Annotated in this window: 23 protein-coding genes and 1 pseudogene; 20 read left to right on the top strand and 4 right to left on the bottom strand. The window is 56.8% G+C overall.

What is annotated here, in order from left to right:
• The first annotated feature begins 866 nt into the window (after positions 1–866).
• Both K0P33_RS09830 and K0P33_RS09825 read left to right on the top strand, forming a co-directional pair.
• On the top strand, positions 867–1,205 hold the full coding sequence (locus K0P33_RS09830) for a hypothetical protein (protein WP_242155034.1): 339 nt from the start codon (positions 867–869) through the stop codon (positions 1,203–1,205).
• A 25-nt stretch (positions 1,206–1,230) separates the two neighbouring features.
• Positions 1,231–1,908, top strand: coding sequence for an SOS response-associated peptidase family protein (locus K0P33_RS09825; protein ID WP_242155031.1), 678 nt, complete (start codon positions 1,231–1,233; stop codon positions 1,906–1,908).
• A gap of 19 nt (positions 1,909–1,927) precedes the next feature.
• Here K0P33_RS09825 and K0P33_RS09820 read toward each other — a convergent pair whose 3' ends face one another.
• From K0P33_RS09820 to K0P33_RS09810, 3 genes are all read right to left on the bottom strand, one after another.
• Positions 1,928–2,743 carry a hypothetical protein gene (locus K0P33_RS09820; protein WP_242155029.1) on the bottom strand — a complete coding sequence of 272 codons (816 nt, stop codon included), beginning with the start codon at positions 2,741–2,743 and terminating at the stop codon, positions 1,928–1,930.
• A gap of 142 nt (positions 2,744–2,885) precedes the next feature.
• Complete coding sequence (locus K0P33_RS09815) at positions 2,886–3,938, bottom strand: phage portal protein (protein WP_017477265.1); 1,053 nt, start codon at positions 3,936–3,938, stop codon at positions 2,886–2,888.
• Entirely contained in the window at positions 3,938–5,695 is a 1,758-nt protein-coding gene (locus tag K0P33_RS09810; protein WP_177026833.1) for a terminase ATPase subunit family protein, read from the bottom strand. The genes K0P33_RS09815 and K0P33_RS09810 overlap by 1 nt, the downstream gene beginning before the upstream one ends.
• Before the next feature lie 151 nt (positions 5,696–5,846).
• Between K0P33_RS09810 and K0P33_RS09805 the strand changes: the two genes are divergently transcribed.
• The 13 genes and pseudogenes from K0P33_RS09805 to K0P33_RS09745 all read left to right on the top strand — a co-directional run bounded on the left by K0P33_RS09805 (position 5,847) and on the right by K0P33_RS09745 (position 12,462).
• Entirely contained in the window at positions 5,847–6,725 is an 879-nt protein-coding gene (locus tag K0P33_RS09805; protein ID WP_242155028.1) for a GPO family capsid scaffolding protein, read from the top strand.
• 45 nt (positions 6,726–6,770) lie between these two features.
• A complete protein-coding gene (locus K0P33_RS09800; RefSeq protein WP_242155026.1) occupies positions 6,771–7,778 on the top strand; it encodes a phage major capsid protein, P2 family in 1,008 nt (335 codons plus the stop codon).
• Positions 7,779–7,789: 11 nt separating this feature from the next.
• A complete protein-coding gene (gene gpM, locus K0P33_RS09795; RefSeq protein ID WP_242155024.1) occupies positions 7,790–8,509 on the top strand; it encodes a phage terminase small subunit in 720 nt (239 codons plus the stop codon).
• 100 nt (positions 8,510–8,609) lie between these two features.
• Entirely contained in the window at positions 8,610–9,071 is a 462-nt protein-coding gene (locus K0P33_RS09790; protein WP_242155023.1) for a head completion/stabilization protein, read from the top strand.
• Entirely contained in the window at positions 9,071–9,283 is a 213-nt protein-coding gene (locus tag K0P33_RS09785; RefSeq protein ID WP_242155021.1) for a tail protein X, read from the top strand. Before K0P33_RS09790 ends, K0P33_RS09785 begins: the two co-directional genes overlap by 1 nt.
• Before the next feature lie 27 nt (positions 9,284–9,310).
• A complete protein-coding gene (locus K0P33_RS09780; RefSeq protein WP_242155020.1) occupies positions 9,311–9,664 on the top strand; it encodes a putative holin in 354 nt (117 codons plus the stop codon).
• A 1-nt stretch (position 9,665) separates the two neighbouring features.
• On the top strand, positions 9,666–9,944 hold the full coding sequence (locus K0P33_RS09775; protein ID WP_242155019.1) for a phage holin family protein: 279 nt from the start codon (positions 9,666–9,668) through the stop codon (positions 9,942–9,944).
• On the top strand, positions 9,941–10,786 hold the full coding sequence (locus K0P33_RS09770) for an N-acetylmuramidase family protein (protein WP_242155018.1): 846 nt from the start codon (positions 9,941–9,943) through the stop codon (positions 10,784–10,786). Before K0P33_RS09775 ends, K0P33_RS09770 begins: the two co-directional genes overlap by 4 nt.
• A complete protein-coding gene (locus K0P33_RS09765; protein WP_242155017.1) occupies positions 10,783–10,986 on the top strand; it encodes a hypothetical protein in 204 nt (67 codons plus the stop codon). Before K0P33_RS09770 ends, K0P33_RS09765 begins: the two co-directional genes overlap by 4 nt.
• A pseudogene (locus K0P33_RS09760) lies at positions 10,983–11,348 on the top strand (LysB family phage lysis regulatory protein); the annotation flags it as partial. The gene K0P33_RS09765 and the pseudogene K0P33_RS09760, both read left to right, overlap by 4 nt.
• Positions 11,269–11,526 (top strand): Rz1-like lysis system protein LysC, encoded by a 258-nt coding sequence (gene lysC, locus K0P33_RS09755; RefSeq protein WP_242155016.1) that lies wholly within the window; start codon positions 11,269–11,271, stop codon positions 11,524–11,526. The pseudogene K0P33_RS09760 and the gene lysC, both read left to right, overlap by 80 nt.
• Entirely contained in the window at positions 11,523–12,005 is a 483-nt protein-coding gene (locus tag K0P33_RS09750; protein ID WP_242155015.1) for a phage tail protein, read from the top strand. The genes lysC and K0P33_RS09750 overlap by 4 nt, the downstream gene beginning before the upstream one ends.
• A complete protein-coding gene (locus tag K0P33_RS09745; protein WP_242155014.1) occupies positions 11,995–12,462 on the top strand; it encodes a phage virion morphogenesis protein in 468 nt (155 codons plus the stop codon). The genes K0P33_RS09750 and K0P33_RS09745 overlap by 11 nt, the downstream gene beginning before the upstream one ends.
• Here the strand turns inward: K0P33_RS09745 and K0P33_RS09740 are convergent.
• On the bottom strand, positions 12,443–13,675 hold the full coding sequence (locus K0P33_RS09740) for a hypothetical protein (protein ID WP_242155013.1): 1,233 nt from the start codon (positions 13,673–13,675) through the stop codon (positions 12,443–12,445). The two genes, K0P33_RS09745 and K0P33_RS09740, sit on opposite strands and share 20 nt — an antisense overlap.
• 141 nt (positions 13,676–13,816) lie before the next feature.
• Between K0P33_RS09740 and K0P33_RS09735 the strand changes: the two genes are divergently transcribed.
• The 5 genes from K0P33_RS09735 to K0P33_RS09715 are packed head-to-tail and all read left to right on the top strand — an operon-like array spanning position 13,817 to position 18,375.
• Positions 13,817–14,389, top strand: a complete 573-nt coding sequence (locus K0P33_RS09735; RefSeq protein WP_242156025.1) for a phage baseplate assembly protein V — start codon at positions 13,817–13,819, stop codon at positions 14,387–14,389.
• On the top strand, positions 14,386–14,730 hold the full coding sequence (locus tag K0P33_RS09730) for a GPW/gp25 family protein (protein WP_242155012.1): 345 nt from the start codon (positions 14,386–14,388) through the stop codon (positions 14,728–14,730). Before K0P33_RS09735 ends, K0P33_RS09730 begins: the two co-directional genes overlap by 4 nt.
• The gene (locus tag K0P33_RS09725) at positions 14,727–15,638 is read left to right on the top strand and encodes a baseplate J/gp47 family protein (protein ID WP_242155011.1); all 912 of its coding nucleotides are present in this window, start codon (positions 14,727–14,729) and stop codon (positions 15,636–15,638) included. Before K0P33_RS09730 ends, K0P33_RS09725 begins: the two co-directional genes overlap by 4 nt.
• On the top strand, positions 15,638–16,255 hold the full coding sequence (locus tag K0P33_RS09720; protein ID WP_242155010.1) for a phage tail protein I: 618 nt from the start codon (positions 15,638–15,640) through the stop codon (positions 16,253–16,255). The genes K0P33_RS09725 and K0P33_RS09720 overlap by 1 nt, the downstream gene beginning before the upstream one ends.
• A complete protein-coding gene (locus K0P33_RS09715; RefSeq protein ID WP_242155009.1) occupies positions 16,252–18,375 on the top strand; it encodes a phage tail protein in 2,124 nt (707 codons plus the stop codon). Before K0P33_RS09720 ends, K0P33_RS09715 begins: the two co-directional genes overlap by 4 nt.
• Positions 18,376–18,378 lie beyond the last annotated feature (3 nt).

Below are 18,378 nucleotides of genomic sequence, written 5' to 3'. Positions count from 1 at the left end.
CACGTATAGGGGCCAGAAATTCGAAATCTGGAGGGGGGCAAAAAAAAGAGTAACATAAGTAATCTTGACCATTTTTCACGCTCAAGCCATTGAAATTAAAGGGTTTTATGTTTCGAGAAAAAGGTAATCTTTAAGTAATATTGAAGTAATCTGATTACTCTTTATAAATGTAATTCTCATCTTTATAAAAACCCTTTAAAAACAATAGCTTGGCAAATAATTACCTTTTCAATTACTTCTTTGTTACTCCTTTTTGTAATACCGAAACCCACGGAATACGTGGCCTCCAGCCCATTACCCAGACTGGGTTACTGAAATTACTCTTTTTGAACCCCCCCCCCTCTACCTGCACAGCAACGCCTCCAGACCTTTCGAAGAAATACCCCCTCAGTGCAGGGTTCCGCAGGCTTTCAACCTCCCCACAATGCCAAGCAAGCGCCCAGCCTGAGCCGCCGGAAGTGGTCCGCAGGGGCGCAGAAAAAACGACCCATTTAGCCCGCAGGCGAGGTGGGGGGACGACGGCGCGCGCCGGGTGATGAAGCACGCCACTGCCCCGATGCAGCACGTCAAATCCCCGGCATGGTGCGGCAGGCCCGGGTGCTGCTTCGTCGGTGGGCGGCTGAGCAGCTGACGCTGGTCCGAAAGCCCAGTACCTATTGGGCTGGACCGCCCTTTACGCTTGCCGTGACCCCGTGCAAATGCTATGTTTTGCTGGGCTTTTTTATGCTATTGAAGCGCGAACATTCATCTATCACAGCCGACTTTTTCCGGCCCCCCTTCCCCTCCCGCATGCTGTTCGTCGCCTCACATCGCGTCCTGGTCAAACCTCATTTACTGTATGCACATACAGCGCTGGATTCCCACCCATGAACGATGATGAAGACACCTTCGGGTGGCTTGGCCTCCCCGCTCCGTTGCAAATGTACCGACAGCACTGTCGCCTGCTGGAGAACGAGATCCAGGAACTGAACGTGCAATTACGCAAAGCGCGGGAAGATGTTTTCGGCATCAGCCAAATGCTGCTGGATGCTCACACCAAGAACGCTGAGTTCGCTGGGTACCTCCGTCAGAGGGGCGGTGAAGCGGCTGAGATGCGAAAGCAGATCGACACCCTGACCACGTCACTCCGGGTAAGTCAGCGTGAAGCCGAAGGCCTGAAGCGAATCATCAATGAAATGAGACCTCGACCTACCACGATTGTCTAAGGTGAAATGGAAGGAGGGCTTGGTCATGTGCGGAAGACTGTCGCAGTACCGGGGAATCCACGACTTTGTTGCGGCACTGAGTTTGCCTAACGCCCTGGCAAACTCCGTGGGTGATCAGCCGATTGAGCGATACAACGTGGCCCCGACGACCCAAGTGGCGTTACTGCACTTGCAGGGTGAGTTGCTGCACGCTGATGCGGTTCGGTGGGGATGGAGACCGTATTGGGCGAAGGACCGCGCCGCACCTATCAATGCTCGCGTCGAGAAGGTAGCCCACGGCCCGTTCTTCCGGGCAATCTGGCCGCACCGGGTGATCACGCCCATAGATAACTGGTTCGAATGGGTGGACGAAGGCGGTCCGAAAAAACAGCCTTATCTGATCCGCAGACGGGACGGCGCACCGATCCTATGTGCAGCCATAGGCCAACTGCCCGATGTCGATGACGGCCCAGGCGAGCATGACGGCTTCGTGATCATTACCGCCGACAGTGCCGGCGGCATGGTAGACATTCACGACCGGAGGCCTGTAGTGCTGACGCCAGACCTTGCCCGCGAATGGTTAGAACCAGCCACGCCCAAAGAGCGCGCTGAACAGATAGTTTTGCACCAAGGTGAACCGGCCGAAGTTTTCGAGTGGTTTAGGATTGATACGGCGATTGGAAACGTGAAAAATCAGAATAAGAGCTTGATATTTCCGTGCTAGGTATGAGTCCCGAGCAAAACTAACACCTAACTAACCTTTTGAATTTGCATGCATCATTAATCGCCGAAATTAGTGGAGCGCGCGTCCGAACATCCAACTGCGATAGTGCCCCATACATATAATCATCGGTATATTCCCCTTCAAAAAAATATAAAATAAATTGATAAAGATCTGAAAACTCGAATCTATCTCGAACGTCTTTCATTAAATCGTTTTGAAGCACATACAAATGTGTAAAGTACTTCTCCAAACCCTCATTTACTGGGCCATACTTAATTTTAACCTTCGCCGTGGCTAATGCGAAAAGATAACTCTCCGGCAGAATTTTTTCTTTAGCTGTTGCCGCACCCAAATCTAAATTGGCCATCGCCTTCAACAGCACGTTAAAAAACATACTTTGCCAGTGCATCCTCACGACCCCTTTGTTAACACTCTCATCAAGTTCAACAAAAAGCTCGTTAAAATCAGACCCTAAACCTCCCAAAGTGATACAGCAAGCCTTTATATTTTTGACACCTGTTTCTTGACCAACGTCAAAGTCTTTAATCACAGCAACCATTTTTAATATGACGGCTTTGCACTCCGAGACCAATACCGACTGACGATCAACGCTCTTACTTCTATTAAACTGATAAAAACCCAACACAAAAGCTCCAGCTGTTGCGAGCTGAGCCACTATATTCGCCACATCGACAAACTTTATATCCCAAAACGCTTTTGGCATATCTATATAATAGTAAAAAATCTCCCAAATTAAGAAGACTACAAGGGCAATCTCTACACAAAGTAGTGGTACAAACTCCCTCGACCTCTGCTTTTTCTTTTCGTACAACATAGCAACTCCCCAATGGCTTGTATTTCTTTGGAGGCATTAGGCCACACCTATTCATTGCCCGCCATTGATTAGGAATATGTGAGCCGCGTCACTCGGCTAAGACGCAGCACATCTGACTGGACTCCGCTTTTCGCCGGAATCTTTACTTCCCCCCCGTTGGAAGCTCAAATTCCTTGAAGCTGACAACCTCTTCACCCAGCCACTCATTGACCTGCGCCAACCTTGCCTGCAACGGCTCCAGCTCGTTGACCGCCCAAACCTCAGCAGCCTCCCGCAACGACCCAAAACCGCCCGCGTTCTGCGGCACAATGCCCATCAACTGCGGCGGAATACGCAACGCCGCGAGCAAATCGTCCCGGCTGATGTTCTTGATCGAGCTGAATTCGTCCTTGGCCGCAACCTCACTCACCGGAATCAGCTGAATGCCATCCTTCTTCCCTGCCGGCGCGTACACGAACAGGTTGCGAAAGTTACCTGGCCCTTTCGAGTTCTTCAGCGCGGTGCGCAGTGAGTCGATGTCCTCCTCCTTCTGCGCCGCGTCGGTCATGTACAGGATGAAACCGGCGTGACTGCCGTTGTTGTAGTACTTGCGCCGGAACAGCGTGGCACTCTCGTTGAGCAGTGCGCTTTGCAGCGCAGCCAGCCACTCCGGTAGGCCGTAGATTTCCTGGTTGATATCGGCCTCGCGCAAGTGACAGATCGAACCGGGGGCAAATTCGTGCTCGTCCTTCCAGCCACGCACCTGGTAATAGGTCTCCATGTCCACACCCCGGCGCATGTACTTCGCCAGTGGGGGCAACAGGCCCATGGTGTTGCGGAGCATGTTGTTGCGCTTTTCCAGGTAGCAGTTGCCACACCAGAGCCAGTCCAGGGCGAACTGCTCAAAGGCCTGGCGGCTTAGCAGCCGGTGAGGAACGAACGTTCGGGCGAGCATGTTGCGCTTGAAGTTCAGCCCCGACTGTAGGTACACGCTGGCCCGGGTCGTTTTTGCCAGGCCGTCCATGGACATTGGCGTTTCAAACCAACGCCCATTGGCCCAGCATTCCAGGTAGTCGAGGATCTCCCGGCTATCCAGCACGGGGGCGGGATCACCGAAAGTGAACGCTTCAACCGGCCCGGACTCAGGCGGCAACAAGTCCCCTTCAACGGGTGGCTGAGCGGTGGCCAGCTGGGTTCCGCGCTTACGTCTGCTCATCAGTAGGACTCCATAAATCCGGTATTTGCCGTGGTCTGCCCTTCAAGGGGTTCGTTGTGCAGTGCATGGAACAGCGCCCACGCCAGGTCGGCATGGCCCGTCTCGTCTGTGCGACCGGCCGTGTAAGTGAACATGCGCCCAGAGGCGGTGATTGTTTTGCGGATAGCCATCAATGACTGCGCCATATCGGTCCAGCCTGCATCGAACTCCAGACGGCCGTTTTTGATGACGTCGTAAGCCTTCAGCACCAGGCGGGTTTTGACTTCGGGCGAGTAGCTGAACGTGGTGATGTTCGGGAAGAACTGCTTCACCAACTGCGCCACGCCAGAGCCCATGCCGGTGATATCGATCCCGATGTAGGTCACCCAGTAGCGTCTGGTGACCTGGCGAATGGCTTCAGCCTGGGCCGCAAAGTCCATGCCCCGGAATTGGTGTTTTTCCAGCACCCTGAACTTGCCTCCAGGCACCATGGGCGGGCCGATCACCACCAACCCTGCGCTGTCACCATTCTCTGCTGGGTCGTAACCCACCCAGACCTGACGATCCCCGAAAGGCCGCGCAGCAAACGGTTTGTAGTCCTCGGCCCAAAGGTCCCAACTGTCCACCATGCACGGCTGCAACATCGCAAGCGGGAATATGCTCGCCCCGTCGTCGATGAACTGGCACATCAGCAGGTTCTGGAACGCCTCGGCGTCGTACTCCTGGCGCAGCTCGTCGAGGTCGAACAGGTCGCAGCCACGGTCCTCCGCGTCGAGGATGGTGACGATCTGCCGCCAGACCCGGTCCTCACACAGCCTCCCCTGCTGCAGGGCGTCATGGGAGACGTCGATTTTTACCCGTTGCGCCGCCGGTTTGCCCTTGTTGAACCGCTCGCCCGTCCAGAACGTATAGGCCTCGTGCGCCATGCTGGAAGGCGTCGAAAAGTAGGTCCGGCGGTACTGCTTCTGCATCGCCATGCCGCTGGCGACCTTGTTCAGTTCCTTGAACTTGAACGTCCAGAAGAATTCGTCGAAGTAGAAATTGCCGTGGTAGCCCTGCGCGGTTCGGGCGTTGGTGCCCAGGAAGTGCAGCTCCGCACCATTCCCCAAAATGATCGGATCGCCCGTCAGCTCGACACCCACCACCTCGCGGGCAAAGGCCTGGATGTAGGCCTTGAAGATATGCGCCTGGTTTTTTGAGGCCGACAGAAATATCTGGTTGCGACCAGTCGTCAGCGCATCGATCAGCGCTTCGCGAGCGAAGTAGTACGTCGCGCCGATCTGCCGTGACTTGAGGATCGCCCGGGTTCGCTGGTTACCCGCTTTGTACCAATCCAGCTGATAACCGAAACAGCCGTCAATGAACGCCTCAGTCAGCTTTTCGATGTGTTCTTCGTCGAACTCGTTGCGCTTCGGCGCTTTCTTCGGCCCGTCGTTGCGCTTGGCCAGGTTCGGATTCAGCTCGGTTTCGGTACCGCCGTCGTTGAAGCGCTGAATGCGAGCTTGCCGCTCCAGTTGACGGTGCAACAGGTCAATTTCCTTGTAGTCCGATCCTGACTTTGGGTCCTTGAGAATCAACTGCACTAGGCGGGCTTCGGTCGCCGCCTGGATACGCTCCAGAGGTGTCGCCCGGTCCCATTCGTCGCGGGCCTTCCAGCTGTGCAGGGTCTTTTCTTTCTCCCCAATCAGCTCGGCGATCTCGCACACGCGATAGCCCTGCCAATACAGGTGCTTGGCGTGGCGGCGGTGATCAGTGGGCAATTCGACGATGGCATTCATGGCGCAGATGCTGCCGCCCGCGCGCGTACAGTTCTCGCTCCGGTCCTTGTAGTCCCTCGATCTACAACAGCGCCTCGTTGCCCGTCGCGCTCGCGCTCAACAACATGCGCTCATCGCCAAGGCACACAGCCACCGCTCTGAGGATCCACGCATGGCCGGCAAAACCGACAACCCAGGCAAAAAACAGCTCTCTAAGTTCTTCCGCGTCGCCGTCGAAGGCGCCACCACTGACGGTCGCCAGATCGAACGGCAATGGCTGGTCGATGCCGCCGAGACCTACAGCCAGAACACCTACGGTGCTCGGGTGTGGATCGAGCATATGCGCAGCCTGCTGCCCGATAGCCCATTCCGTGCTTACGGCGATGTGGTCGCACTGAAGACCGAAGAAGTCGATATTGCCGGCGCCAAAAAGCTCGCGCTGTTTGCCCGGATTGAACCGACCGCCGACCTGATCACGATGAACAAGGCGCGGCAAAAAATGTACACCAGCATCGAGATTCGTCCGAAGTTCGCCGACACCGGACGGGCCTACTTGGACGGCATCGCGGTTACCGACACTCCGGCCAGCCTGGGAACCGAGATGCTGACTTTCAGCGCTCAACACCCAGACATGAACCCACTGGCAGCCCGTAAGCGCGATCCTGGCAACCTGTTTTCCGAGGCTGTCGAGATCGAACTTGAATTCGAAGAAGTTGAGGACGAAAGCGGAAAGGTCACAGGCCTGTTCACCCGCGTTCTCGAACTCCTCGGCAAGAGCAAGGACAAGGAAGGCAAGGACGCCGCTCTATTCACTGAACTCGGCGAGGCCGTCGAGGCCATGGCCGAGCATGTCGCCAGCCAGGGCGAAACCTTCGCCGTCGAAAAGTCCGCCCGCGAAAGCTTGCAGATTGCCCACGACAAGCTGTCCGCCGACTTCGCGGCGCTGGTTACCCAGCTCGAAAAAACCCCGGACACCACCGGACAAAAACCGCAGTACTCCGTTCGCCCGCCGGCTACGGGCGGTGACGGCACGCTCGTCACCGACTGCTGATCCACATCACGGACAACACCCAGCCAAGGAACATCGGAGAACACCATGCGTAACGATACCCGCGTCCTGTACAACGCCTACCTGCAACAACTCGCGCAACTGCACGGGGTTGGCGACGTCACCACCAAATTTACCGCCGCACCGAGCGTGGCCCAGACCCTGGAAACTCGTATCCAGGAGTCCAGCGCCTTCCTCAGTGCCATCAATGTGTTTGGCGTGTCCGAGCAGTCCGGTGAAAAAATCGGCATCGGTATCGACGGCACCATCGCCAGCACCACCGACACAACCCTCAAGGACCGCGAGCCGCGCGACCCGAGCGGACTGGACAACCGTGGGTACGTTTGCACCCAGACCAACTTCGACACTGGCATCCGTTACCAGAAGCTGGATCAGTGGGCCAAGTTCAAGGACTTCCAAGCGCGTATCCGCGACGCCATCATCAAGGCCCAGGCACTCAACCGGATCATGATCGGTTGGAACGGCACCAGCCGCGCCGCGACCTCCAACCCGACGCTCAACCAACTGTTGCAGGACGTCAACATTGGCTGGCTGGAGAAAATGCGCCTGGAAAACCCTGCCCGTGTGATGAAGGAAGTCGTCGACGGCAGCGGAAAGATCCAGATCGGTGCCGGAAAGGACTTCGAAAACATCGACGCCCTCGTCGTGAGCATGGTCAACGAGTTCATCGAGCCCTGGTATCAGGAAGACACCGACCTGGTGGTGATCTGCGGTCGCCAGCTGTTGGCCGACAAGTACTTCCCGATCATCAATAAAACCCAGGCGCCGACCGAGATGCTCGCGGCCGATATCGTCACCAGTCAAAAACGCATCGGCAACCTGCCAGCGGTGCGTGTTCCACACTTTCCTGCCAACGGCCTGCTGGTGACCCGACTCGACAACCTGTCGATCTACTGGCAGGAAAACACCCGCCGACGCACCGTCGTCGACAACGCCAAACGCGACCGCATCGAGAACTTCGAATCGGTCAACGAAAGCTATGTGATTGAAGACCTGGGCTGCGCTGCCATGGCCGAAAACATCACCCTGAGCTGAGGCCGGCGATCATGACCAACCCTTGTCGCCGTCACTTCCAGCGCGTCACAGCAGCCGTTGCAGCGGCTGCCGTGGCAGGCCCAGCCATGACCATGGAAGGCGCATCCGTTTATGAGCTGCACCTCGCGAAGCTCCAGCAGGACTATCTGCGCCTGAAACAGGTGCAGTCGACCGAGGGCAAAGCAGAGCTGAAAAAGCAACTGCTGCCCGAATACGTCCCGTACGTGGAAGGTGTTCTGGCAGGCGGCAAAGGTGCGCAGGATCAGGTGCTGACCACTTTGATGGTTTGGCGAATGGATGCGGGCGACTTTGCCGGCGCGCTGGACATTGCCGAGTACGTCATCCAGCACGCATTGCTCATGCCTGACCGCTTCGAGCGCACTACCGGCACCATCGTTGCCGAAGAAATTGCCGAAGTCGCCCTGAAGGCGCAGAAGGCCGGTGGCACCTTCGACGTGAAACTGCTGCTCCGGACTGAGCAAATCGCGGGTGAAGAAGATATGCCCGACCAGGCAAAAGCCAAGCTGCATCTGGCCCTGGGCAAGGCTTTCGCGGAGATGGTTTCCGATGACGACACGTCAGAAAGCAAGGTGGTCGCCCTGTGTCACCTGGAGTCCTCGAAAAAATATCTGTCCCGCGCCATCGAGCTGAACACCAATTGCGGTGGCAAGAAGGATTTGGAGCGCGTCGAGCGTCTCCTCAAAAAATACGCTGCTCCAGCAGCTAACTGAGCGTCCCCACGCACCCCGCCGGCTCGGGGCGGATCGGCCAGACCGCTCCTCCTGAACGTGAAGCCCCGACCACCGGCGACCCATTTTTGAGTGCTGTTCCATGAGCGCATTTGTAGCCAGCGGCCCAGTCACCGGCGGTCACATCAACACCGATCCGTTCTGGCCGTCAATCGACCTTGAGCAGCTCCGCGCCACTCTACGCATCGACAGCAGTGTCACCCCCGCCCGCTTGGAAACTGCCGTAATCGCTGCAGCGATCAACCTCAATCGTGAGTTGAAGCCTTGGAAAGCCATCCAACTGGCCGCCGGCTATACCACACTGGCCGACGTCCCTGACGACACGATCAACGATGTATCGGTCCAGGCACACCTCTACAGGCGCGCGATCGAGGCCGGTACCGGCGCCGAAGTCTGCGAGCGGTACCGCGACTACAGCGCAACCAATACAGGCAACGATAAAGCCGAAGAAGTCGGCCCGACCATCGACGACTACCGCCGCGATCTGCGCTGGGCCGTGCGTGACTTCCTCGGTTTAAGCCGCACCACCGTGGAGTTGATCTGATGCCCGTCGCTGTCCGCACGAACCAAAACGACACCGTCGACGCCCTCTGCTGGCGGTTCTACGGACGCACCGCTGGCGTCACAGAGGCAGTGCTTGAGGCCAACCCCGGCCTGTCCGACCATGGCCCAGTCCTGCCGCAGGGCCTTGTCGTCAACATGCCCGAAGCCCAAACCAGCGCGCCCCAGCGGCAGATGGTGCAGCTATGGAACTGACCCTCTGCAACCAAGGAAACCCACACCATGGCTGATCCGACTTCCAGCGTTGTGTCTGGCCTGCTCATTGGCTTGGGCCTGGCCAGCGCCACCCCAGTCATCGATGACGGGGCGCTATTCGGCGCCATACTTGGTGCTTGGCTGGTTACCAGTACCAAGCGTGACCTGAAGGTCTGGCAACGGCTTGGTTCACTGTTCCTGTCGGCCGGCGTGGGCTATTTGTTCGCGCCCATGGCCTTACAGGCAATCCCGTTTATCACCAGCGGTGGCAGCGCCTTTCTCTGTGCCCTGGTGGTCATCCCGATCAGCATAAAACTGATGGTTTGGGTGGAAAAGGCGGATATCTGGGACATCTGGCGTCGCATCAGAGGGGGCACCTGATATGCAGAACATCGAACTGGCCGTGCAGTTGATCGCGACAATGGCCTACCTGCTGAGTGCCTTGCGCCTTGCTTGCTACACCCGAGGCGAAGCGCGGTACCGGCGCAGCATCTCGCTGCTGGCAAGCGTCTTTGGCGCAACGTTGTGCATCTGCGGTCTGGAGATCCTGCTGGACCGCCAGCCAACCAGCCTCGGCCAGGCCGCTTCCATCGTGCTGCTCTGCATTCTGATTTTCCGTTCACGCGGCAACGTCGCCGCCCTGTTGAGGCCCAGCGCATGACCACCACCCTCCGCCACGGCGACCGTTCACAAGCGGTGCTGATGCTGCAAAAAAATCTCAACAAGAACGGTGCCAACGTCGTGCCGGACGGTGACTACGGCGACGCCACAGAAGCCGCCGTCCGCGCGTACCAGGTCAAAATGGGCCTGGTCGCCGACGGCATCGCCGGCACCAAGACTCAAGCCAGTCTTACCGGTGGCGACTGTACCCAACTGCTACGCAACAACGACCTGGTGGTCGCAGCGGAACGTCTCGGTGTACCGCTGGCGAGCATCTACGCGGTCAACGAAGTGGAATCCAAGGGCAAGGGCTTTCTCGACAACGGCAAGCCGGTGATCCTCTTCGAACGCCACATCATGTACCGCCAGCTCGCCACACCTCGAAACGCAGGCGATGACCCGGACGAACTCAAGCGCCACGCCGGCCAGCTCGCCGTCGCCACACCTGCCCTGGTCAACCCGAAACCGGGTGGATACATAGGCGGCACCGCCGAACACCAACGTCTGGCTATGGCTCGCCTGATCGATGACACCGCCGCCCTGGAATCAGCGTCTTGGGGCGCCTTCCAGATCATGGGCTTCCACTGGAAGCGCCTTGGCTATGCCAGCGTGCAGGACTTTGTGGCGGCAATGAGTGCCGGCGAATCACAGCAGTTCGACGCCTTCACCCGATTTATCGAGACCGACCCGGTGCTACACAAGGTCCTGAAAGCCCGCAAGTGGGCCGAGTTCGCCAAGCTCTATAACGGGCCGGACTATCTGCGGAATCTCTACGACACCAAGCTCCAGCGCGCCTACGAGCGGCACGCCGGTTGCGAGTGTGGGCAAGGAGTGGCGGCATGATCGACTTCGACGCGGTAGAAAAACTACGGGTGCAGGACGGTGACGTGCTGGTGGTGCCTGCGTCGTCCGAACATGACGACATGCAGCTCCTGGCCGAGTCCATCCAGATAATGAATGGCGCCCGGGCCGTGATCGTGCGCGGCCCTATCAAGCAGCTCGACACCGCGACCATGAACAAGCTCGGCTGGTACCGCGCGTGAGCGTTCTGCGCCAGGCGCTATATGGCATCGCCCTGCTCGGCGCCCTGGCGCTGCTGATCTGGGGCCAGGAAGTGCGCATCGACGTCGCTGAAGGTCAGGCCAAGCTGGCACAGCAAGCGGCCAAAACCGCACGCGAAGACGCTGACCGCAACCTTGTCACCGCCAACACCCTCACCACCACCCTGAAACAGGAACGCGATGCACAGACCATCCTGCGCGGCCAGCAGGACCAACTGCGTCAGGGCCTGGCGAATCGCGAGCAATCAATTGAGGTACTGAAACGTGAAAACGCCGAACTACGCGAATGGGCTACTCAGCTTTTGCCTGACGCTGCTCGCCGGCTGCGCGAGCGCCCCGCCCTTGCCGGCGCCGCCGCTTATCGTGACTGGTTGTCCGGCCGTGGTGCCGTGCCACCTACCGGCGACCGGCCCCCTCAACAACGGTGACCTACTGACCGACCAGGACCGCGCCGAAGCCGCCTGGGCCGACTGCGCAGCTCAGGTGGACATGGTCTACAAACGCCAGCAGGCAACCCAATGAACAAGCCAGAAAGCCTGCGCGCTCACCTCCTGTCCACCGTCGCTGAGTTCAAGCACAATCCCGACCGTCTGCTGATCTTCATCGACAATGGCAAGGTCCGTTGCACCGCTGCCCACACCCTGTCATTTGAATACAGCTTCGACCTGCAGATCATCCTCACCGAGTTCGCCGGCCACCCCGACAGTGTGATCCTGCCAATCCTGGGATGGCTCAGCGTCAACCAATCCGATCTGTTGGAGAACCTCGACAAGGTCAAAGACGGCATCCAATTCGAAGCCGACATCCTGGACAAGAACAAAGTGGACCTTAGCCTGACTCTACCGCTGACAGAGCGGGTGGTGGTCGGAAAGGATGACCAAGGCAACACTACGGTGAAGCACCCGAACGAACCACAGTACGTGGCCAGTTACCTCGACCCGAACTGGAAGCCTGGGGCCCAGGGCAACACCAGTGAATGGAGAGTGCCTGATGGCGAATAGCCTGGAAGCGCTGGAGGACTGGGCGGGAGTGCTGCTCGCTCGGTTGGAGCCAGGGGAGCGGAGCAAACTTGCACGGAGCATTGGACAGGACTTGCGTCGCGGTCAGCAGAAGCGGGTGATGGCGCAAGAAAACCCGGATGGCAGCAAGTACGCTCCCCGCAAAAAACGTAACTTGCGCGGGAAACAGGGGAGGATTCGCAGAAAGCTGGCGATGTTCAAGAAGCTTCGCACCGCGACTTACATGAAAGTCCGAGGCGACAGCAATGGTATTACCGTAGGCTTCACCGGGCGTATCGCCCGGATCGCAAGGGTTCACCAGTACGGATTGAAGGATCGTGCTGAGCACAGTGCGCCGGACGTTCGGTATGATCAGCGTGAGGTGCTTGGGTTCAACGATGCAGATCTTGACTTGATCCGGGATGGGCTTTTAGCTCACCTTACACGTTCTGATCGTTGACAATGGAACCAGGTGGAAGTACTCGCAAGCGTGGAAACTCTCCGCTTTCAAGGCCATGGTTAAACACTCTCGTAAACGCTTCAAAAAATGCTTTATCGCCGTGAATGAAACGGGAGTACTGGTGCAGCTCGCCATATGATAATGGGATGCATGAAATCCCTGTCTGCTGGAATAATTCGAGCATGAGACTCGTATAATCACGATATTCATCATCAAACAACTCCTTCATCACCACTAAGGAATATATTCTTTTACCTTCTAAATTTATCTCCACCTCCGCACCATCCATAATCACAACGAACGGCGAGTACTTCCGAATATAACCAATAGCTCCTTTGACCTGTGCAACCGCTTTTTTCAGTGCCTTATTAGTAGCAGACCTTTTTTTCTCAAGAGTCTTATTAATAGTGCGCTCAAGATTTTGACTATCCTTAGCTTGAATCAAGATCACGCTCTCATCAGTTACGACTAAGACATCGACTACTTCTTCCTTGTCATGAGTTCTTTTAGGTCCAAGATAAATACTCTCAGAGTCAAAAGTTCTCTCAAGCAGAGCAATTATCTCTTTTTCTTGCGAAGGCCCTGGCACCTCGCGCTCCAACGTAAACATGCTGTATCCTGGACTGCCATGATAACTATGATTTTCGGGACGCATGTCTATATAAACAATGTCTTCGAGCATCAGGGGCTCAGTCAAACTTACTTTAATTGCACGAGAATCGTCTTCTAGCGTACTGAGCATAAACCACTCAGTCAGTTGAGTTAGAATTGCACTCTGATTGAGCCCTTGAAAACTTGGAACTATAGCTCTTCTAAGCATTTCTCGATGTGCTTTTGTAGAGCTAAATTCTGCTCTATATGCCAAAAGCTCTCTCCCAAGCTCATCAAAAAAATGAACATCAACATGGGGCGAGATAAAAAGCTTGGACAGCTCCCGTCCAGAAAATTCTTTAACCAGCGCTCCCGCAATAGTTAGAGGGTGGTCCTGATCGTCAAAAAAGGTAGCTATAAAACCTACAGACTTTAATTGGCCAATCTCATACGGGGCTAAGTGTATTAAGAACTCGCGACGCACCTTGGCAGTTAGGATAGTTTCCTTAGATGCTTTAACGATCAACTTCGGAATATAATCCCCTCTAACCGTCACAGGAAACAAGCCTATCGATAGTTCGTTTACTTTTCGCATAACACTGGGATGACTGATGGATAGCATGTCTTTCGTTCCTTGAATTCCGTCACTGTTGGGAGCTGTTTTTCAATTCGGTACCCTATCGCAGAAGCCCTCATCTGTAACCTCCGCTCTTACAAGATGAAACTGCTGCGCTCGCGCACACGCAACGCCACCATCGGCGCCATGAACGACTTCGCCGCCCTCGCCCGCATGCTCGAAAACCTCATCCGCTTCGGCGTCATCGCCGCCGTGCAGATGGTGCCCCCACGCGTGCAGGTTAAAACCGGAACATTGACCACCGCCTGGCTGCCGTGGGTCACCCTGCGCGCAGGCGCTGATCAGGAGTGGGATCCGCCAACAGTCGACGAACAAGTGGTTCTGTTCAGTCCTTCCGGCCAGCTCGCCAACGGCTTCGTCATCGCCGGGATTCCCAGCGACAACATTCCGGCCAACGGCGACCGTGCCGGCCTGCACCGCCGAACCTACGCCGACGGCACGGTGATTGAGTACGACAGCGTCGCCCACCACCTGAATGCCACCCTGCCCGACAGCGGCACCACCAGCATCGTCAGCAAGGGCGGCATCAATATCATCGGCCCCATCAATCACCAGGGCGACTACAACCAAACCGGCAACCAGAACGTGGTCGGCCTTGTGACCGTCTCCAAAGATGTAGTCGCCGCCGGCATCAGTCTGGTCAACCACCCCCACGGCGGCGTGATGCCAGGCAACGGCAAGACGGGGAAACCAGAATGAACCGACAAACCGGCGGCGCCATCGGCACTCTGGACCACATCGCCCAGTCCATGACCGACATCCTCACCACCCGCATCGGCACACGTATCGCGCGCCGCGAATACGGCAGCCTGTTGCCCGAGTTGGTGGACCACCCGTTCAACGATGTCACCCGACTTCGGGTGTATTCGGGCACCGTCATGGCACTGATGCGCTGGGAGCCACGTGTAAGCCTCAGCCGTGTGCAGTTCCTCGGTGCCAACCTGCAAGGGGAGTCGGTGCTGGACGTAGAGGGCAGCGTCGTCGACAGCAACGAACCGTTCAGCTTGAGCATTCCGCTGCAACTGGGAGGAAGTGTATGAACGCCTTTGCCGCGATTGACCTCAGCCAGCTCCCCGCGCCGCAGATCGTCGAACAGATCGACTTCGAAATTATTCTGGCCGAGCGCAAGGCCTACACGATCAGCCTCTGGCCGATCGAAGAACAGCCGCAGATCGCCGCACGCCTCGAACTGGAATCAGAGCCACTGACCAAGCTGCTGCAGGAGAACGCCTACCGGGAAATGATCTGGCGTCAGCGGGTCAATGAGGCGTCGATAGCGAACCTGCTGGCCTTCGCCAAAGGCTCCGATTTGGATCAGCTGGCAGCTAACTTCAACGTCAAGCGCCTGGTGGTTCAGGAAGCCAAACCCCAGGCAATCCCACCCGTAGCTCGGTTGATGGAGAGCGACGACAGCTTGCGCGAGCGGGCTCAGATGTCCTGGGAAGGGCTGAGCACCGCAGGCCCGCGCAACAGCTACATTTTCCACTCCCGAGGGGCGGATGGTCGCGTTGCCGACGCCACAGCTGAAAGTCCGTCCCCTGCCGTGGCTGTGGTTACCGTGCAATCGTTGCTCGGCGACGGCACTGCGCCGCCAGACCTGATCGCCGCAGTCAAGGCGTACCTGAGCGACGATGACCGCAGGCCCGTGGGTGATCGCTTGACCGTCCAGAGTGCGCAGGTCATTCACTACCAGGTCAAAGCTAAGTTGTATTTGCTGACCAGCGGCCCCGAGTCGGAACCCATCCTTGCTGCCGCTGAGCAACGCCTGCTCGCGTACGTCAAACAGCGTCGGCGCCTGGCAATGGAAGTGTCGGAATCCGCCCTGCACGCCGCGCTATTCGTCGAAGGTGTGCGCAAAGTTGAACTAGAAGACTGGGTCAACATCGTCGCCACCAAGGAACAAGCGCCCTACTGCACTGGCGTTACCGTTACGCGGGGTGCCGAGTAATGAGCGCCCAGCAACTGCTGCCAGGCAACTCCACGCAGCTTGAGCGCCAGGCCGCGCAAGCACTCGCGCAGATTCAGCGGGTACCGATCCCACTGCGGCAACTAAGCAACCCAGACACCTGCCCGTTACCGGTGCTGCCCTACCTGGCCTGGGCCTTCTCCGTTGACCGGTGGGATAGCAACTGGAGCGAAGCCACCAAGCGCGCAGCCTGCCGCTCATCCCGGTACATCCACGCCCACAAAGGCACCATCGGTGCCCTGCGCCGGGTGGTCGAGCCGCTGGGCTACCTGATCGAGGTGATGGAGTGGTGGCAAACCATGCCCGAGGGAGTGCCCGCTACCTTCGCCTTGAAGGTCGGCGTGCTGGACACCGGTATCACCGAAGAAATGTACCAGGAGCTGACATGGCTGATCGATGACGCCAAGCCACTCACCCGTCACCTCACAGGCCTGGCCATCAGCCTGGAAACCACCGGCAACGTGTTTATCGGGGCCTGCGTGTACGAAGGCGACGAACTCAGCGTTTACCCACCCATGCAGCGCGACATTGACGTCAGCGGTGTGATTGGCGTCGGTGGCCGCGAACATCATATCGACACGATGGACATTTACTCATGACCGACCAAAACAGCCAGTTCTTCGCAATCCTCACCGACATCGGCCGAGCCAAGCAGGCCAATGCTAATGCCCTTGGTACGCCATGGACGTTTGCCCAAATGGGCGTGGGCGATGCCAACGACACCAACCCCGTTCCCAATAGCGCACAAACCAAACTGATCAACGAGCGCCGACGGGCGCCGTTGAATCAGCTGAAGGTCGATCCCACTAACGCCAATGTGATCATCGCTGAACAGGTCATCCCCGATAGTGTCGGCGGCTGGTGGGTGCGTGAACTCGCCCTGTATGACAAAGACGGTGACATGGTCGCAGTTGCCAACTGCGCCCCCACATACAAGCCACTGATTGCCCAAGGTTCAGGTCGCACCCAGGTCATTCGAATCAACCTGATCGTTAGCAACACGGCGAACATCGAGTTGAAGATTGATCCAAGCGTGGTGCTGGCAACACGCGAGTACGTGGACGTTTCTGTTATTGAGGCCCTGGCCAAGCTTGACCACAAGCAGTCTGTTCGTGTGGTAGCGACTCAGAACATTGTGTTGGCCGGTGCGCAGCAAATCGGGGCTATTGCAGTTGTTGCAGGCGATAGAGTCGGGGTAGTCGGCCAAACGGCGGCCAAGGACAATGGCATTTGGGTTGTGGCCAGCGGGCCATGGGCACGTTCGTTTGATGCGAATTCGAGCGCCAAGGTGACGCCGGGGCTTTCTTTTGTGGTTGAAGAAGGCGAGATACACGGCGGGTCGGGGTGGCAGCTTGTTACGACTGCACCTATCGTCCTGGGCACCACTAATCTGGTTTTTGAGAAGGTCACTGGAAGAACTGGAGTGGCGGATGGCACCTATCGCAGTGTGACCGTGAACAAGTATGGCCGCGTGACTGAGGGTTCAAACCCGGAAACACTGGCAGATAGCGGCATCACTGACGGTGTAACAAAGACCGCACTTGCTAATGCAATCAGCGGGGTGGTGGCAAAAACTGGCGCCACGCTGACGGGTTCGCTGATTTTAAACAGTGGTCAGGAGGACTCCCCGGAGTTCGGCTGGAAGACTCCAAGCTCTGAAGCATCTTTCGATATATACAATAAAAACTTAAGAGTTTTTGCTCGGTGTGATGGAGTTGATTCGACCCCAATTCTTTTTAACTTGCCGAACAGATCAGCCTTTGTGTTTGGTAGTGTTATTTGGAATGCAGGAAATTTTAACCCCGATACGAAAGCAGACAAAACAAATACCTACCCAAAGGGCGAAACCTACTCCCGGGCCGAATCTGATCAGCAGACTGGCTACAGGGTTCTTCGCGACCGCATCACAGTTGCAGGGCTTAGTGGTGGCGATTTAAATGCGCCGTACATGCAGCGTGATAGTGATGGCGCTTTTTGTATGTTGCAAACTCGCTTGGGATATACGCCAGTCCAGCAGGGTGGCGGTATTGGGCAGAGCACTAACAAGATTTATCTTGGTCACACGCCTAACGGGGTAAAGCTTACGGTTGATACCTCGGACATGGGCCTTATTTGGTGCGCAAATAATTTCACCCCTGATGCTTGCCTTAAACTTGGTCAGAATGTTCCATCTGGGTCAAACCCTTCATTTATGTCAAACGGGTTTCCGGCTATTGCCTCTATCGCATCAGGGGCGGGTGCATTTCAAGTCAACGGTGGCGATGCTGCGTCTTCGGCGGTTATGAGCTTTCATCGCCCAGGTAGTTTCGGGGTGATGTTCGGGCTGGATGTTGACAGTCAATTAAAGATTGGCGGTTGGTCGATGGGGAATGTTGCCCATACGATCTGGCATGCGGGTAACAGGCCAAAAAGCACTGCACTACTTGCGCCAAATGGCTGGAGTAAAAACCCTGACACGGGGGAAATAATCCAGTGGCTTGAGTACACGCAAGGGGACCACCCGTCGACAGTACTAATTAATATTACGTGGCCGTTTCAGTTCCCTAACCAGTTTCTCAACGCGAAAATCACTTTAAAAATGCCAAACGGTCAGACCGGGTGTGCTTCGGTAGCGTCATATTTTGGCGCTACTACTACAGGTTGCACGATTCGATTAGAGGAGTTTGCCGCAGTACTTCAAACGGGGATGGTGGTAGTCGTAGAGGCCAGGGGGTTCTAACAA

This window comes from Pseudomonas sp. ArH3a, assembly GCF_022648765.1.
In the GTDB taxonomy this organism is placed as follows: Bacteria; Pseudomonadota; Gammaproteobacteria; order Pseudomonadales; family Pseudomonadaceae; genus Aquipseudomonas.
This window is presented reverse-complemented; position numbering and strand designations above follow the sequence as displayed.

Bases quoted from the DNA above. Each gene is read 5' to 3' on its own strand.
- K0P33_RS09735 (WP_242156025.1), top strand. From the start codon at position 13,817: ATGAACGACTTCGCCGCCCTCGCCCGCATGCTCGAAAACCTCATCCGC.
- K0P33_RS09780 (WP_242155020.1), top strand. From the start codon at position 9,311: ATGGCTGATCCGACTTCCAGCGTTGTGTCTGGCCTGCTCATTGGCTTG.
- gpM (WP_242155024.1), top strand. From the start codon at position 7,790: ATGACCAACCCTTGTCGCCGTCACTTCCAGCGCGTCACAGCAGCCGTT.
- K0P33_RS09740 (WP_242155013.1), bottom strand. From the start codon at position 13,675: ATGCTATCCATCAGTCATCCCAGTGTTATGCGAAAAGTAAACGAACTA.
- K0P33_RS09790 (WP_242155023.1), top strand. From the start codon at position 8,610: ATGAGCGCATTTGTAGCCAGCGGCCCAGTCACCGGCGGTCACATCAAC.
- K0P33_RS09815 (WP_017477265.1), bottom strand. From the start codon at position 3,938: ATGAGCAGACGTAAGCGCGGAACCCAGCTGGCCACCGCTCAGCCACCC.
- K0P33_RS09730 (WP_242155012.1), top strand. From the start codon at position 14,386: ATGAACCGACAAACCGGCGGCGCCATCGGCACTCTGGACCACATCGCC.
- K0P33_RS09805 (WP_242155028.1), top strand. From the start codon at position 5,847: ATGGCCGGCAAAACCGACAACCCAGGCAAAAAACAGCTCTCTAAGTTC.
- K0P33_RS09775 (WP_242155019.1), top strand. From the start codon at position 9,666: ATGCAGAACATCGAACTGGCCGTGCAGTTGATCGCGACAATGGCCTAC.
- K0P33_RS09785 (WP_242155021.1), top strand. From the start codon at position 9,071: ATGCCCGTCGCTGTCCGCACGAACCAAAACGACACCGTCGACGCCCTC.
- K0P33_RS09825 (WP_242155031.1), top strand. From the start codon at position 1,231: ATGTGCGGAAGACTGTCGCAGTACCGGGGAATCCACGACTTTGTTGCG.
- K0P33_RS09715 (WP_242155009.1), top strand. From the start codon at position 16,252: ATGACCGACCAAAACAGCCAGTTCTTCGCAATCCTCACCGACATCGGC.
- K0P33_RS09820 (WP_242155029.1), bottom strand. From the start codon at position 2,743: ATGTTGTACGAAAAGAAAAAGCAGAGGTCGAGGGAGTTTGTACCACTA.
- K0P33_RS09770 (WP_242155018.1), top strand. From the start codon at position 9,941: ATGACCACCACCCTCCGCCACGGCGACCGTTCACAAGCGGTGCTGATG.
- K0P33_RS09720 (WP_242155010.1), top strand. From the start codon at position 15,638: ATGAGCGCCCAGCAACTGCTGCCAGGCAACTCCACGCAGCTTGAGCGC.
- K0P33_RS09810 (WP_177026833.1), bottom strand. From the start codon at position 5,695: ATGAATGCCATCGTCGAATTGCCCACTGATCACCGCCGCCACGCCAAG.
- K0P33_RS09830 (WP_242155034.1), top strand. From the start codon at position 867: ATGAACGATGATGAAGACACCTTCGGGTGGCTTGGCCTCCCCGCTCCG.
- K0P33_RS09745 (WP_242155014.1), top strand. From the start codon at position 11,995: ATGGCGAATAGCCTGGAAGCGCTGGAGGACTGGGCGGGAGTGCTGCTC.
- K0P33_RS09765 (WP_242155017.1), top strand. From the start codon at position 10,783: ATGATCGACTTCGACGCGGTAGAAAAACTACGGGTGCAGGACGGTGAC.
- K0P33_RS09800 (WP_242155026.1), top strand. From the start codon at position 6,771: ATGCGTAACGATACCCGCGTCCTGTACAACGCCTACCTGCAACAACTC.
- K0P33_RS09750 (WP_242155015.1), top strand. From the start codon at position 11,523: ATGAACAAGCCAGAAAGCCTGCGCGCTCACCTCCTGTCCACCGTCGCT.
- K0P33_RS09725 (WP_242155011.1), top strand. From the start codon at position 14,727: ATGAACGCCTTTGCCGCGATTGACCTCAGCCAGCTCCCCGCGCCGCAG.